Origin of the sequence: Subsaximicrobium wynnwilliamsii (genome assembly GCF_007997225.1) — a bacterium.
Classification (GTDB): Bacteria; Bacteroidota; Bacteroidia; order Flavobacteriales; family Flavobacteriaceae; genus Psychroserpens; species Psychroserpens wynnwilliamsii.
The window spans coordinates 235,006-249,673 of the sequence record NZ_VORM01000005.1 but is presented as its reverse complement, the minus strand read 5'-3'; the positions used below and the strand labels follow the sequence as shown (position 1 = coordinate 249,673).

The window sequence follows — 14,668 nt, the reverse complement described above, 5'->3', positions numbered from 1 at the left end:
AGCGACGTGCGCTGCGCCTTGGCGAGGTAAATACGCAAAGACAGAAAAAACTATCTTTTGAAATATTTAAATGGCACTAAGAGCATTCCGAAGCATTCGCCATCCCCTTTACCCAGATGTTTATGGTGAATTTTATGCGCACGTCTCACACCTTTGGCATACCAATTATTGGCGTTTCTAAAAACCTTAAAGCGTTGGTGTATGAATATATCGTGTACCAAAAAGTACGCTGCACCATAACCCATGATACCAAAAGCGATTGGCAAAAAGTACCACACATTTTCATAGCTCCACAGATAAAAGCAAATCATGCTTACCACGGCGTAAAAAATAAAAAAGGCATCATTGCGCTCAAACCAGTTTTTATGGTCTTTGTGATGGTGGTCTTTGTGGAGACTCCATAAAAAACCATGCATGATGTATTTATGTGTGAACCAAGCCATAAATTCCATGGTGCTAAAAACGCCTAGAAATATAAGGATCCAATATAGGGTATGCATAATAATTACATTAAATTAAGTTGATACTTGACGTAGCTTCTAGTGAGAAGTTCAAATTTTTTGTAGTTTGGGACTCTAATACGAGTGGATTTTATTTCCAATGCTGGTGTTTTTTTGAGCCTTTTAAGTAATTGGCTGTAATAGCGATAGGCCATAAACACCCCAAATTTTGCTTCAATGGGCAAATTCTTGATGCCCTGAAGTCCTTTATAAAAATCATTTTCTATATCAGTGATAATCGCCTGTTTTGAGGCCTCATCCAAATGATTGAGGTCGGTGTTTGGAAAATAAGTTCTACTCAAATCCTCAAAATCTGCTTTTAGATCCCTAAGAAAATTTACCTTTTGAAACGCCGAGCCCAAACTCATGGCAGATTCTTTTAGTTCGTCGTATTTCTCTTGATTGCCTTTCACAAAAACTTTTAAACACATTAACCCAACCACGTCGGCAGAGCCATAGATGTATTGTTTATACTCCGCATCGGTAAGGTAGGTGTTCTTATGTAAATCGGTTCTCATGCTTTTCATAAAGGAATCAACCAAATGCTTATCGATACTGTATTTATGATAGGTTTCCTGAAAGGAATTCAAAATTGGATTAAGACTAATCTTATGTTCCAAAGCCATTTCAAGCGCTCTATTGAATTCGGCAAAGAGCATTTCCTTATCGTAATCGTGAAAGGAGTCTACAATTTCATCTGCAAACCTCACGAAACCATAGATGTTATAGATGTCTTGACGTATGGAGTCAGACAACATTTTTGTGGCCAAGGAAAATGAGGTGCTGTAAGAGTTGGTGACAACCTTAGAACACTTATGGGAAACGCTATCAAAAATTGATTTCATATTACAAGTTGTGATGTTTTTTTATGAGTTCGGACACCAACTTACCGGAAATCAGTGCCGGAGGAACTCCTGGGCCTGGAACCGTTAATTGTCCTGTGAAATAGAGATTTTTTATTTTCTTACTTTTTAATTTGGGTCTTAGAAAAGCAGTCTGAGAGAGCGTATTTGCCATCCCATAGGCATTTCCTTTATACGAGTTGTATTCGCTAATAAAATCCTTTACACAAAAGGACTCTTTAAATATAATATTTTTTTCAATGCTTTGTCCAGTTAATCGCTCAAAACGTTCCATAATCTTTTTAAAGTAAGTTTCCCTAAGTTCTGGTGTGTCTTCTAAATCAGGAGCGATGGGTATCAAGAAGAAGCCTGTTTCACAGCCTTCTGGTGCCATTGACGCATCAGTTTTTGATGGAAAATTAGCATAGAACAACGGCGCTTCTGGCCATTTAGGATCATCGTAAATGGCTTCGGCGTGGGTCTCGAAACTCGTATCGAAAAAAAGATTGTGATGCTCAATATTTTTTAATTTCTTATCATAGCCCACGTAAAACAAGAGTGATGAAGGGGCGAAGGTCTTTTTGCTCCAATAGGCTTCGCTATACTGGCGATGTTGTTCTTCAAGTAAAGTTTCAGAGTGGTGATAATCGGCACCACTCAGCACCACATCAAATTGAAGTGTCTTGCCATTCACAACTACAGAAGTCGCTTTTTTATCGCTCACGTTGATTTGTGAAACGGGACTTTCTGTATGAATCTCAACTCCCAAACTTTTCGCCAAAGCGGTCATGGCTTTAACGATCTCGTACATGCCACCCTTAGGATGCCAAGTGCCGAGGCCAAAGTCGGCATAATTCATAAAACTATAAAAAGCGGGAGTATTGCCTGGTTTTGCGCCTAGAAATAACACTGGAAACTCTAAGGTGGAGATCAACTTGGGGTTCTTAAAATTCTTGCGCACCTCCGAAGAGATGGTCTTGAAAAACTGGTCTACCCTTGTGATCGTGTCTTTAGTGACCAACTCAAAAGGGGAGATGCCGGGCTTTAAAACCACTTTATTGATGGCAATGTCATAATTGGAAGCTGCTTTAGCAATAAATTTGTTGAGTGCTACGGAACTTCCGGATTCTATACGTTCAAATTCTGCAGAAATCTTTTCAAGTGTATCTCCAATAGTTATGGTATCGTCATCAAAAAAAATCTTGTAAGCTGGATCCAATTTATCCAATTCATAATAATCTGAAACCTTCTTTCCGAAGTCGTTGAAGAATTTTTCAAAAATATCTGGCATCCAATACCAACTGGGGCCAATATCAAAGGTAAAACCTTCTTTTTTAAATTGTCTGCAACGCCCGCCAAGCGTGTCATTTTTTTCATACATGCTTACGTGATTACCCGCTTTTGCAAGATAGCAGGCTGCAGATAAGGCAGAGAAGCCAGAACCGATGATACCGATGGATGTTTTCATTGTTCAACAAAAGTACATAAATGCTAAACAAGGTTAGCTTTTACGCATTTTTTTTTAAAGTTTTTTAACTAATTCTTCAATGGATTTGAAGGATACGATCTGCTTATTTAATTTACTAAGATCAATTTCTTTTACCATACGACCAAGCAGCCATAAGTTTATTTTTTTGCTCATCAAAAGCTTTTGCTCAAATTCCTTAATGTAATCGTTGATATGAGCCTTTTCTGGCTTTACCGTGAAATAAGATATAAATGTGATTTCATCATAATAATTGAGCAAATCCTTAAGACTGTCAATGGGCACGCTTTGACCAAGGTAAATGGCTTGGTAGCCTTTGGAGATGACTTCATAATTGACTAACATCAAACCCAACTCATGTACTTCGTTATCTGGGAGAAACAGTACAAATATCTGTTTATGATCGATTTGATTGCGTGATTGTAATTCTTCAGTACTAACCAAGAGTTTCTGCCTAATGAGATTCATTAGAAAATGTTCATGGGCAGGCGTTATCGTATCGGTTTGCCATAATAAGCCAATTTCTCCCATGAATGGCACGAGATCTTCATGGAAAAGTTGTAAGAACCCTTTTTCTTTTTCAAGGCTAGCGTAGGTTTCATAAAACAATTTTTGGTCAAAATTTAGCATGGCCAACTTGAAAGTGCTCATGGCATGGTTATGCGTTGAATCTTTCTTGGCAATTTCTTTTACTAATTCTGGAATGGCATTAATCTCAAGTTCTGCAATTTTTGATATTTTGTATCCATTGGCTTTGAGATAACTTATGTTGAGCAACAACTGCAGGTTTTCTAGACTATACAGACGAATGTTGGTATCGGTGCGATCTGGCTCAATCAATTTATACCGCTTCTCCCAAATTCGGATGGTATGTGCTTTGATCCCGGTTAGGTTTTCAAGATCTTTTATGCTAAAGCTGCTTTTTATATTGTTCATTTTTTTTGTCAAGAAGTTAAACAAAAATAGTTATTTTTTACTAATAAAATCCATGTAACCACAAGGATCTTGATTAAAATGTGTTAAATAATTACCATTTTTGAAATTTATTTGCGCAGTGATTCAAACCTATTTGCGATTTTTGATTTACGACTTGAATGTGTAACAGGAGTCTTGTTTTTGTGTAGTAATGTGCTGCGATACTTTAGGGGGCGTTTGTCTATTGCCGTTGTTTTTAGGGCATGAAACCAGATTCTCAATCCTCGTCCTCAAAAGTAAGGTGTTGATAAGCGCCCAAATCTGGAGAAGCTGTTCTTCCTGTATTTAAAATGTCAAATGGCACTTGATTGGCAAAATCGCTATTGCCTTGGCCATTGGCGGCCGAAGCGTTACCAATCATGAGTTCGTTTTCAAAAGGGGCTTTAAAATCAGGTTCGCCATTTAGGATACAATTTTCGTAGCGGTCAGTATTACTGAAATTATAATTCTCACCAATGAAATTTCCATTGGTATCCTGAAAACGAATCAAACAATTTGTGAATTTGAAATTGAGATCAAAACCATTCAGTTCATCAAAAGTGAGTTCCGGATTGTCGTTACCATAGATGATGCAGTTGTTGAAATTTGCTTCTGCGAGATTGTTGCCCACATCATTGCCATCACTACCGGTCACATAATTGGTTAGAAATAAAGATGGGAACTGCCTAAAACCAGTGTTCCAGTAATTGGCAATGCTGCAATGCGTAAAGTTATAGCGACCGCCACCTGTGCCTGCAAATGAGGATTGCCCAGAATTGTTGAGGACAAGGTTTTTCGCAGTGATTGAGCTTGCGGTGGCCAAAATCCCAAACGCACTTGAGTTATAAATCTGTGAGTTGCGAATGCTTAGTTTTGGGTTTGGTGCGTCTTGATTGCCTTCCGTTAAAATACCCACCGTTGCGTTTTTTATTGTGGCATAATTGATCTCATTGGCAACACTTCCATTAAATAAATAAATGGTAGACCATTGGCCGGGAACATTTGCAAAGCCAGGTTCTAAACGGTCACTTTCAAAAATAACCTCATTTTCCAAGAGCTCTTGATCGATGCTTAACTCACCATTGACTTTTAACGAGGCATTATTAGTAACCAATAAGCCTGAATTCGCATGAAAATGCACGCGCGCACCAGCATCTATAGTGAGCACATCACCAGCATTCACTGCAGCAAATCCGTAAATCACATACGGTTTTTCATTGGTGAACGTGAGTTCATCGGCCTCGAGAAAACGGCCCTGTAAATTGGTTTGATCAATTTCGCCATCGCCGTCCACGTCAAAGCTCAAGGTTTCAATAATGCCTGTGGCCGCGTTTTTATTGGGATAAATAAAATTGGCATCTTTGACCAAGGTCACTAACTCTACCTTTTGGAAATTTGTTCCAGAATCAAACGCTATGACATCTGTATATAAAAACTGCAAACTGTTTTGTGACAGGCTCTGAATATCTGCGGTGGTTTCAACGAAGATATACAGGCTATCTTTGGCCAGAAGTTCGACGTCATTAAATTCTTTTCCTGCAATTCCGTCTACATTGAGACGGTATCTTGAGCCTTGGCCTTCGCCTAGACGAACGGTTGGTATGGAAATATCTTCGTTGCTTCGGTTGTAAACCTTAAGATTGTAGGTGCTGGAGCCAATGTTGCTAAAAACCGTATCCAAGTAAATGGTATCCTTTGAGAATTCAAGGCCTCCGGTGCTTGGAGAAAAATCGAAATCGTTTCTGCAGGAACTCCAAAAAAGGATAATAAAGCCAGTAAACAGAAAGTATAAAATGCGTTTCATTAAGTCGAATCATAAGTTGGGATAAAAATATAACTTTTGAATGCAACATCTAGTATTGCCCGTTAAAAATTACGACTCCATCTTTTGGATTTTCAAGCAGGAAACTTTTAAAATCTCTGCTATAAGCCATAAGCAATTCCAATAATTCCAAGGATTTCTTTTCTGATATCAGTTGCATATCGATTTGCTGTGCGCTGCAAAACTCGAAAAACAGAAATTGGTAGTCTTCAATAATGTTCAATTCTTTAGAAATCATTTTCTTGGTAAAGAATGAATTCGAAGCGAACAAGCTCTGAAGATCCTCTGGTTTCACATAAATAATTTCAGATGAATACTGCTTCCTTTTAAAAAGGCTGGCGATGAGTGCGCCAATTTTATTGAAATCCGAGTTACCACTAGGAACGGGTTCATAGAGCCAAGGTCTGTTTTTGATATCATAAATCAATAACATCGGGGCAAGCCCACAAGGTATAAATTGAAAGATGTCCCTTGTGTTTCTAGGCAAGCCTCGGGGAATAAAACCCTCTGGAGGGATTTAATTGTAGCTGCACCTCAGTATTGATCTGTACGCTGTCAAATTTTTTTTTCGACCACATTCATGAGCTGTACTTCATCGAGTTCATTGGTAACTTTTTTTAGTTCAAACACCACAGGAGCATCAAAAAATGAAGATTGAACTGTGACGACCAGCGGTTCATGAAACAAACTGATGACAGATAATTGGTCCCCAACGGAAGCTTCGATTTTGAAATTTCCCCTGGCATCACTAAAATCGACTTTGTTTTGGGTGTCATTAAAAATTTTCACGCCCTTAATAGTGGTTTCTGCATCGTAAATGATTCCTGTAATGCTTTGCGCCATCAATGAAAATGGACAAAATATAAGCAGGAGAACGTAGAATGGTTTCAAGTGGCGGTGTTTTCATAGGGGATTCAATTTGTATTGGGAGACTCTTTGGCAATTCTAAAATTGGCACTGCATTTTAAAAGTGCCTCCACCATTAACAATTGATTGTTGAGTAGGGCAGGAGCGAGTTTTTGATTGGCACAGTATTCAAAAAACAGATACTCCTTTTTTTCTTCGATCTGGAGATCCTTCCGAAGAAAATCAATGGTAAAAAATGAATCGGTCTTAAATAGTTTCTCAAAATCCGCTGCTTTGATTGTTGGCACGTCGATTTTTTTCCTTTTAAAAAGCCGGCCAATAGCGCTCGCCAGACTTATTAGATTTAGGGTGGGCTCATAATTGGAACCGCTTCGAAGCACTGGTGTTTTGGGCGCTCTTGCGGGAATACTCAAATCATTTTGAAAGGCGGTGGAATCATATTTTCGCTCAATCACTTTATGAACTTCCACCTCGTCCAAAGCATTGGTGATTTGCTTGAGTTCAAAAACCACCACATCCTCGTAAAACTCGGGCGTAACGGTCACTCTTAATTTTTGATGGAACAAACTGTAGATGATGAGCACATCTCCCAAGGTTGCTTCTAATTCAAAACGGCCATCGTCTTTTGTGTAATTGAGCTTGTTTTGGGCTTCATTGTAAAGGCGAGCGCCTTTAACGGTGTTTTCTGAATCATAGACAATCCCAGAAACGGTTTGGGCGCTAACCATGGTAGACAGGATAAAAAATGAAACAAGTAGAATTATCCTCATAGATTCAACTAAAATGATTGGCTATCTGTAAATAAAGTCATTTGTTCTTACGGAAAATTCAGCTTTAAGAGAATTTAACAAGGCATTTAGTGTTCTTTTAACTAAAAAGGGATTGAATTTCTTCAGTGATGCGTGTAGGCCGATTGGTTTTATGAGACATGAAACACCACATGGTCTCAGAGCTTGTGAGCAGCTTATTGGTGTTTTTATCGTAAATGCGCACTTGGCGGGTAGAACGCACACCATCTGCCTTGGTCACAAAGGTTTCCAAACGCAGCACGTCTCCCAAAATAGCTTCTGCCTTGTATTCGATGAAATGGCTCAACATGATCCAATAATAGGTCTTTTTTAGCTTTTCAGTGATTTTAGAATCCCAATGTTCTTGTGCGATATCCTGCACCCACTCCACGTAACGCACATTGTTCACATGACTGCGAATGTCAATATCTTCTTGGGCTACAACAATATGTTTCTCGTACGTTTGCATGATTTTCGATTTTAATATCCTAAAATTATAGATTAATTAGCTTTTTTGAAAACTATAGTACTTATTTATCCCTCGTTTTTACTGCGGAAGGCTGAGCCACAAGATTCAAAATTTAGGTTGTTTTTGAAGCACATTGCTAGTGTTGGCGTTTTTTTAATTAGGGTACCGCGGAAGCTGGGTTGTTAAAATTCAAAAAATGATGAATTCACAAAAACTCACTTCTTAAAAACCTCCACCTCAAATAATTTATCCCAACGTTTTCCAGTCACAAAGATGGTTTTGGTCTCTGGGTTATAGGCAATCCCATTGAGTACATCTAGATCTTTATGTTGAGTTACCATGTTATGGAGCGGTGAGAAATCAATCACGGCTTCAACCGCACCATTTACCGGATTTATGATCGCGACCCCATTTTTTTGATAGCGGTTGGCATAGATTTTTCCGTTGATCCATTCCATTTCGTTGATGCCAACGATTTTGCCTTTGTTGGTGTAGACTTGCGTTTTGGAGATTTCTTCCAAAGTTTCTGGGTCTAGTGTCCAAATATCCTCGGTGCCATCAGATTTGTAAATGACCTTACCATCTTGGCAAAGTCCCCAGCCTTCCTCGCTTTTTCCGTATTTGAAACTATTTATCTTTTCAAAAGTCTCCACATCATATACAAAACCTGTATTTTCCTGCCAGGTTAGTTGGTAGATTTTATGATCTAAAATTGTAATGCCTTCCGCGAAATATTGATCGGCCAGATCGATGTTTTTTAAGACCTCGCCGGTTTTGTAATCCACTTTACGCAATTTGGACTCTTTATATTGGCCCGTGCTTTCATAAAGTTCGCCTTTGTGAAACTCCAAGCCCTGGGTGTAAGAAGTGATGTCATGCGGATACTCGTTTATAATTTTAAAACCATAAATTTCAGGAGTTTTGTTATTGAGAATCGTGATTTGGGTATTGATTTTTTCTTCGGAATCTCCTGTATTTATAATGGCAGTGAGTGTTTGTTGGCCCAATTTTTCGTTGGCCAAGGTAATGGATTCCCCAACCGACTTTCCGTTTAGCTGATAAGAGACGGCACTAATCTCCACATTTTTCGGGTTTTTGAGTGATAAGTTCAAGGTTTCGCCCAAAGAAATCACGTCTTCCTTGGCGTTGGTCTTGATTTCGAAGCGGCTTTTATTGGCGACTTGATTGCCACAATTAATAAAAAGCAGGCTTAAGCTTATGAGAATGAAACTTTTAAATGAGATCATTTTTTAGATAATTTTGACGCAAGTTATTTAATAAAATTCAGTTTAAAAAATCATTGCATAAGTATTAAAAGATTGTATCTTTGCTGCTGGCAAGTCCTACACAACCAGCTCCTGTTGAATCCTCCAGGTCGGGAACGAAGCAAAGGTAAATGGTCGTAGCGGTGTGATGTAGGTAACTTGCCTTTTTTTTGTGCCCAATTTCAAAGTCTCCAGAGCTCAGTCTCCAGCTTTCAATCTTCCATTATTTACTGGTTTTCAGTTTTGAAATAACCACCTCACCATTATTTTTTGTTGCTTCGCCTCTTAAAAAAACCTTGTCTTAATTCTGGTTATGGATGGAATTTGTAATTTGTAACTCGTAAATTTATACGGTATGTCTAAAGTAGTTTTAATCACAGGAGGGTCCTCTGGAATTGGAAAATCCATTGGTGAGTTTTTATCCGATAAGGGTTTTGTAGTCTATGGCACGAGTAGAAACCCAGAGCGCTATGCAGATTCCAAATTCAAACTGGTAAAGTTAGACCTGTCCAATACCGATTCCATTTCACAATCGGTAAATCATATTCTTGAAACCGAAGGTCGCTTAGACGTGCTCATCAATAATGCCGGTGCCGGGATTACTGGACCCATTGAAGAAATACCCGAAGCGGAGATCAAGCGAAATTTTGAGACCAATCTTTTTGGGCCAATTAAGGTCATCAAAGCGGTATTGCCACACATGCGAAGCCAAAATAACGGGATGATCATCAACGTGACTTCCATTGCGGGATACATGGGCTTGCCTTATCGTGGCGTATATAGTGCCAGCAAGGGCGCGTTGGAATTGATCACGGAAGCCTTCCGCATGGAAATCAAATCGTTCAACATTCACATGTGTAATGTGGCGCCAGGGGATTTTGCCACTAATATTGCCGCAGGGCGTTATCATGCGCCAGTTACAGAAGGGTCGCCTTATCAAAAATCCTATGGCAATGCGCTGGAACTCATGAATGCCCATGTGGATCAAGGCGAAAATCCTGAACTCATGGCGAGAGCAGTGTATCAAATCATTCAAACAAGGCATCCAAAAATCCATTATAAGATTGGAAACTTTATGCAGAAATTTTCTATCGTCCTAAAGCGAACACTTCCCGATAAAATCTATGAAAAAATGCTGATGAAGCATTTTGAGTTGTGAACGACAGTTAGAAGCTAGAAGTTGGAGCTTGGAAAAATGTCCAAAAGAACGGTTTCAGTAGAATTACTTGATCTTGGTAAAAAAATAAGAAAGCAACGCATGCGTGCAGCATCGAGTTTAATTGCTCCTAACTTTTAATATTGAGCTTTGAGCTTTGAGCTTTGAGCTTTGAACTTTTTTATTTCCCAACATTTTCTTTAGTTCCCTACATAATATCGTAAATTCGTAGCCGATTATAAACCATAAAACTAGCTAACAGTTTCCGCGAAAGCGTGACTGCATTAAAACACAATTATTATGAAATTTTTTATCGATACAGCTAACATAGAGCAAATCAAAGAAGCCCAGGACATGGGGATTTTAGATGGTGTAACCACCAATCCGTCGTTGATGGCCAAGGAAGGTATTACCGGTCATGACAACATTATGAAACATTATATCAGTATCTGCAATATTGTGGATGGCGATGTTTCTGCAGAAGTGATTGCCACCGATTATGAAGGCATGGTAAGAGAAGGAGAGGCGCTTGCCGATCTACATGGTCAAATCGTTGTGAAACTTCCCATGATCAAGGATGGCATTAAGGCTTGTAAGTATTTTTCTGATAAAGGAATAAAAACCAACATGACCTTGGTGTTTTCTCCGGGGCAGGCCCTTTTGGCAGCTAAAGCAGGAGCTACTTACGTTTCGCCATTTATTGGCCGTTTGGACGATATTTCAACAGATGGTCTCAACCTGATTGCCGAAATTAGATTAATCTACGATAACTACGGTTTTGAAACTGAGATTTTGGCAGCTTCGGTGCGCCATACCATGCATGTGATTGATTGTGCCAAGTTAGGCGCAGATGTGATGACAGGCCCTTTGAGCTCGATTACAGGTTTATTGAAACATCCTCTAACCGATAATGGCTTGGCTAAATTTCTGGAAGACTATAACAAAGGAAATTAACACGAAATCGCTCAACAGATCTCATTAGATCTGTAATTCAAAATCCACCCAATCTGGTCAATACTTACCATTGGGTGGATTTTTTATTTGAGAACCACAGCCTTTGATGGCTTATCCCAATGCTTTGTTGGAGACTTTTATTCTTTGATAAGCTTCTCAATACTTTCTGCAATGTTTGGGCTAAATAAGTTGGCATTTGATTCTATGAGTATTCCATCGGCATCCACCAAGATTACCTTGTGGGAATAGGCAATTGCGAAGGTTTGCACGGCTTCATTGGGATTTTTGAAGAGATATTCGTTCTCTGTAGGATACTCCAGTTGTTCCAAGGTTTTTTTCCAAGAGCTGGAATTCATGTCATTGATATTGATGGCGATATAGTCCATTTCAGGATACCTTGCCTTCAGGGACCGCATCATATAATGACTGTTGCGGTAATGCATTTTGAAATTGGAAGACCAACAGTAAATTACCGTAGGGCGTTTTATCAAAGCACTTAATTTACGCGTGTTGCTATTATAATCTACCACGTCTATCTCTGGTAACTTGTTGCCAGGATACAACTTAATGGTTGATGACGCCAGATTGGTTAAATAGGTCTTATCATTCAAATCGGTGCTCTTTTCAATATAAGAGTCTAGCATTGCTAAAGATTCATTTGCACTTGAGCTATTGAAGATAAATTCACGTGTGGCATATTTGAGCACGTAGTTTTGAATGGTCTCATTTTCAATTACGCTATCAATTAGTCTCAATTTCTCGAGGTTGTAATCTAAGGCCTGTCTATTGAAGGCTAGGTGTTGACCATTGTGATAATATTTTTTGAGCGCTGTATTGTGAAAATACCAATTCAAAAAATTATTGTAGGCATAGACACCCGTCAAATTGATATCGTTGAAGTTTACATTGGATCGATAGTCATAAAAGCCATCTGGTAAATCTTTGACGTGTATCAATTTGTTATTCCCATAGTAACCAAAGGGGTACATTTCTTTGTAAGCGTAATAATTATAGGCAATCCCAGCATCGGCAATTTTATAGAAGAGCTCAGAGGTTTCATAACTTGCATAAAATCGATCTAGATTTTTTTGCTTCAAGCTTTTTAAACTGTCGAGGTGTTTCTCAAATGCTTCTGGTTCTAGTTGATGACTGTTTTTAAACGCCTTATTTTCAATTTCGTCTCTTAAAAATGCCTGGATCAAGAAATTGTTCTTTTTGGACCCCTTTCCAGTATAAACCAGGGATTCGTCAAAATCGTTGGTATTTAATCTAAAAAGCAAGCTGTCTCTAGGCTCTAAAAGCACTGTTTGCATCTCACCACCATGAGTAAAGGTGTACAGGCCAGGGGTTAAATCCTTGATTTGGTAAGAAAATCTATTGTTTTGATCTAGAAAAATGGTGTCCTTTTCTGTATTGGGATTGCTGAGTGTTATGTAGTTATTGTTCGGGTTTACAATTTGGCCGCCCAAATAAACAATGTTTTTATCCTTTGACTTACCATCACAACTAAGTAGAAGTGAGGCCGTCAAAAAAGCAACTACGTAAAATTTCACAGGAGTACCGATGGTCAGATTAGTTTGAATCTAACAAAAATAGAGTATGCTTTAAAAAGTCTTGTTAATACGTTGTTAAATGTTGTATAGACTGTGTTTATAGTCCATTTTGTGTAGTAAAAATACCGCTTTAAGTTTCTTACAATGGAATGGATTTTTTACTTTTGCAAAATCAAACTTTGAAGTTTTTTCTTCGGAATAAGGAGCGTTGTCAAAGTTGAATTTTAAAAATTTTAGATATGCTATCAGTTTCAAACTTATCGGTTCAATTTGGTAAACGTGTGCTTTTTGACGAAGTGAGCACAACTTTTCACAATGGCAATTGCTACGGAATCATTGGCGCCAATGGTGCTGGGAAATCCACTTTTTTAAAAATATTGGCAGGGAAGCAGGATCCAACCTCTGGTCATGTGCATTTGGAGCCAAGCAAACGCATGTCGGTTTTAGAGCAAGACCACAATCTTTATGATGAACATTCCGTTTTGGAGACCGTTTTGATTGGTAACAAGCCCTTATTCAAACTGAAATCGGAAATTGATGCACTCTATGCCAATTATACCGATGACAATGCTGAAAAAATTGGGGAGCTTCAAGTCGAGTTTGAAGAAATGAATGGTTGGAATGCCGACAGTGACGCAGCTGCAATGTTGTCTAACCTTGGCATTAAAGAAGAGAATCATTATACTTTGATGAAGGATTTGGATGGTAAACAAAAAGTGCGCGTGCTTTTGGCTCAGGCTCTTTTTGGAAACCCAGACGTTTTGATCATGGATGAGCCTACAAATGATTTGGATTATGAAACCATCTCTTGGTTGGAGCACTTTCTTGCCAATTATGAAAACTGTGTGATTGTTGTCTCTCACGACAGGCACTTTTTAGATTCGGTCTGTACGCATATCTCCGACATTGACTTCGGAAAAATCAATCATTTCTCAGGAAACTACTCGTTTTGGTATGAGTCTTCGCAGTTGGCCGCCAGACAGCGTTCACAACAAAACAAGAAAGCCGAGGAGAAGAAAAAGGAACTGGAAGAGTTTATTAGACGTTTTTCTGCAAATGTCGCCAAATCGAAACAGGCGACCAGTAGAAAGAAGATGATTGATAAATTGAATATTTCAGACATCAGACCGTCCAGTAGACGTTATCCCGCAATCATTTTTGATCGCGATCGTGAGGCAGGAGACCAAATTCTAAGTGTTGAAAATTTATCGGCCTCGCTTGACGGTGAGGTTCTATTCCATAACATTGATATCAATTTGAACAAAGGCGACAAGGTGGTGGTTTACTCCAGAGATTCTCGCGCCACAAGCGCTTTTTACCAAATAATCAATAATAAAGAGAAAGCAGATTCTGGCAAATATTCTTGGGGTGTGACCACTTCACAATCCTATTTGCCATTGGATAACAGCTCGTTTTTTGATAATAATTTAAGCTTAGTCGATTGGTTGCGTCAGTGGGCAACGACTGAAGAGGAGCGCGAAGAAGTGTACATTCGTGGCTTCTTGGGCAAAATGATTTTTAGTGGTGAGGAAGCCCTGAAAACTTCCAATGTATTGTCTGGTGGAGAAAAAGTACGCTGTATGCTTAGCCGAATGATGATGGTTAGAGCCAATGTTTTGATGTTGGATGAACCCACCAACCATTTGGATTTGGAGAGTATTACCGCTTTTAACAATTCCCTAAAAAACTTTAAGGGCACCATCATGTTTACCACCCATGATCATGAATTTGCTCAAACCTTGGCCACCCGGGTTATTGAGTTGACTCCAAATGGGGTTATTGATCGCTTCATGACTTTTGATGACTATATGGACGATAAGAAAATCAAGGAACATCGCGATAAAATGTATGCGGTCACAGCTTAGTTTCCTTTGAAGCTCTTAGGGTCAACTGTTGAGCCATGTCCTGCAAAGCACCAGAAACGCCTAGGTCCTATTTCCTCAATACTTTTAAATTGAAAAACGATTATTAAATTGTTGCTTCAAATCAAAGGCAACAATAAAGGGGATATG

The 14,668-nt window shown here is 38.9% G+C and carries 14 protein-coding genes and 1 other RNA gene; 4 read left to right on the top strand and 11 right to left on the bottom strand.

Annotation, left to right across the window (positions count from 1 at the left end; all coding sequences use genetic code 11):
• Positions 1 to 50 precede the first annotated feature (50 nt).
• The 10 genes from ESY88_RS06935 to ESY88_RS06890 all read right to left on the bottom strand — a co-directional run bounded on the left by ESY88_RS06935 (position 51) and on the right by ESY88_RS06890 (position 8,975).
• Positions 51 to 500 carry a sterol desaturase family protein gene (locus ESY88_RS06935; RefSeq protein ID WP_147085796.1) on the bottom strand — a complete coding sequence of 150 codons (450 nt, stop codon included), beginning with the start codon at positions 498 to 500 and terminating at the stop codon, positions 51 to 53.
• Between the two features lie 5 nt (positions 501 to 505).
• Positions 506 to 1,345 (bottom strand): phytoene/squalene synthase family protein, encoded by an 840-nt coding sequence (locus tag ESY88_RS06930; RefSeq protein ID WP_147085795.1) that lies wholly within the window; start codon positions 1,343 to 1,345, stop codon positions 506 to 508.
• Between the two features lies 1 nt (position 1,346).
• Positions 1,347 to 2,810, bottom strand: coding sequence for a phytoene desaturase family protein (locus ESY88_RS06925; protein ID WP_147085794.1), 1,464 nt, complete (start codon positions 2,808 to 2,810; stop codon positions 1,347 to 1,349).
• 54 nt (positions 2,811 to 2,864) lie between these two features.
• Entirely contained in the window at positions 2,865 to 3,764 is a 900-nt protein-coding gene (locus ESY88_RS06920) for a MerR family transcriptional regulator (RefSeq protein ID WP_147085793.1), read from the bottom strand.
• Positions 3,765 to 4,020: 256 nt separating this feature from the next.
• On the bottom strand, positions 4,021 to 5,586 hold the full coding sequence (locus ESY88_RS06915; protein WP_147085792.1) for a hypothetical protein: 1,566 nt from the start codon (positions 5,584 to 5,586) through the stop codon (positions 4,021 to 4,023).
• 49 nt (positions 5,587 to 5,635) lie between these two features.
• Positions 5,636 to 6,091: a hypothetical protein gene (locus tag ESY88_RS06910; protein WP_147085791.1), complete on the bottom strand. Its 456-nt coding sequence runs from the start codon at positions 6,089 to 6,091 to the stop codon at positions 5,636 to 5,638.
• A 68-nt stretch (positions 6,092 to 6,159) separates the two neighbouring features.
• A complete protein-coding gene (locus ESY88_RS06905; RefSeq protein ID WP_147085790.1) occupies positions 6,160 to 6,495 on the bottom strand; it encodes a hypothetical protein in 336 nt (111 codons plus the stop codon).
• A 23-nt stretch (positions 6,496 to 6,518) separates the two neighbouring features.
• Positions 6,519 to 7,241 (bottom strand): carboxypeptidase-like regulatory domain-containing protein, encoded by a 723-nt coding sequence (locus ESY88_RS06900; protein ID WP_147085789.1) that lies wholly within the window; start codon positions 7,239 to 7,241, stop codon positions 6,519 to 6,521.
• A 97-nt stretch (positions 7,242 to 7,338) separates the two neighbouring features.
• Positions 7,339 to 7,728 carry an acyl-CoA thioesterase gene (locus ESY88_RS06895; RefSeq protein WP_147085788.1) on the bottom strand — a complete coding sequence of 130 codons (390 nt, stop codon included), beginning with the start codon at positions 7,726 to 7,728 and terminating at the stop codon, positions 7,339 to 7,341.
• A 215-nt stretch (positions 7,729 to 7,943) separates the two neighbouring features.
• Positions 7,944 to 8,975: a glutaminyl-peptide cyclotransferase gene (locus tag ESY88_RS06890; RefSeq protein WP_147085787.1), complete on the bottom strand. Its 1,032-nt coding sequence runs from the start codon at positions 8,973 to 8,975 to the stop codon at positions 7,944 to 7,946.
• 87 nt (positions 8,976 to 9,062) lie between these two features.
• Here ESY88_RS06890 and ffs point away from each other — a divergent pair.
• The 3 genes from ffs (at position 9,063) to fsa (ending at position 11,103) form a co-directional block, all read left to right on the top strand.
• An RNA gene (ffs, locus tag ESY88_RS06885) (signal recognition particle sRNA small type) lies at positions 9,063 to 9,161 on the top strand.
• 187 nt (positions 9,162 to 9,348) lie between these two features.
• Positions 9,349 to 10,152, top strand: a complete 804-nt coding sequence (locus ESY88_RS06880) for an SDR family oxidoreductase (protein ID WP_147085786.1) — start codon at positions 9,349 to 9,351, stop codon at positions 10,150 to 10,152.
• Positions 10,153 to 10,449: 297 nt separating this feature from the next.
• Positions 10,450 to 11,103: a fructose-6-phosphate aldolase gene (gene fsa, locus ESY88_RS06875; RefSeq protein WP_147085785.1), complete on the top strand. Its 654-nt coding sequence runs from the start codon at positions 10,450 to 10,452 to the stop codon at positions 11,101 to 11,103.
• A 137-nt stretch (positions 11,104 to 11,240) separates the two neighbouring features.
• Here the strand turns inward: fsa and ESY88_RS06870 are convergent, their stop codons facing one another.
• Positions 11,241 to 12,656 (bottom strand): TlpA family protein disulfide reductase, encoded by a 1,416-nt coding sequence (locus tag ESY88_RS06870; RefSeq protein ID WP_147085784.1) that lies wholly within the window; start codon positions 12,654 to 12,656, stop codon positions 11,241 to 11,243.
• 239 nt (positions 12,657 to 12,895) lie between these two features.
• On the opposite strand from ESY88_RS06870, the gene ESY88_RS06865 reads away from it, so the two are divergent.
• Positions 12,896 to 14,521 (top strand): ABC-F family ATP-binding cassette domain-containing protein, encoded by a 1,626-nt coding sequence (locus ESY88_RS06865; RefSeq protein ID WP_147085783.1) that lies wholly within the window; start codon positions 12,896 to 12,898, stop codon positions 14,519 to 14,521.
• Positions 14,522 to 14,668: the final 147 nt, after the last annotated feature.

Excerpts from the sequence above, each read along its gene's own strand:
- ESY88_RS06920 (WP_147085793.1), bottom strand. The coding sequence starts at position 3,764 with ATGAACAATATAAAAAGCAGCTTTAGCATAAAAGATCTTGAAAACCTA.
- ESY88_RS06925 (WP_147085794.1), bottom strand. The coding sequence starts at position 2,810 with ATGAAAACATCCATCGGTATCATCGGTTCTGGCTTCTCTGCCTTATCT.
- ESY88_RS06915 (WP_147085792.1), bottom strand. The coding sequence starts at position 5,586 with ATGAAACGCATTTTATACTTTCTGTTTACTGGCTTTATTATCCTTTTT.
- ESY88_RS06895 (WP_147085788.1), bottom strand. The coding sequence starts at position 7,728 with ATGCAAACGTACGAGAAACATATTGTTGTAGCCCAAGAAGATATTGAC.
- ESY88_RS06865 (WP_147085783.1), top strand. The coding sequence starts at position 12,896 with ATGCTATCAGTTTCAAACTTATCGGTTCAATTTGGTAAACGTGTGCTT.
- ESY88_RS06935 (WP_147085796.1), bottom strand. The coding sequence starts at position 500 with ATGCATACCCTATATTGGATCCTTATATTTCTAGGCGTTTTTAGCACC.
- ESY88_RS06930 (WP_147085795.1), bottom strand. The coding sequence starts at position 1,345 with ATGAAATCAATTTTTGATAGCGTTTCCCATAAGTGTTCTAAGGTTGTC.
- fsa (WP_147085785.1), top strand. The coding sequence starts at position 10,450 with ATGAAATTTTTTATCGATACAGCTAACATAGAGCAAATCAAAGAAGCC.
- ESY88_RS06900 (WP_147085789.1), bottom strand. The coding sequence starts at position 7,241 with ATGAGGATAATTCTACTTGTTTCATTTTTTATCCTGTCTACCATGGTT.
- ESY88_RS06880 (WP_147085786.1), top strand. The coding sequence starts at position 9,349 with ATGTCTAAAGTAGTTTTAATCACAGGAGGGTCCTCTGGAATTGGAAAA.
- ESY88_RS06890 (WP_147085787.1), bottom strand. The coding sequence starts at position 8,975 with ATGATCTCATTTAAAAGTTTCATTCTCATAAGCTTAAGCCTGCTTTTT.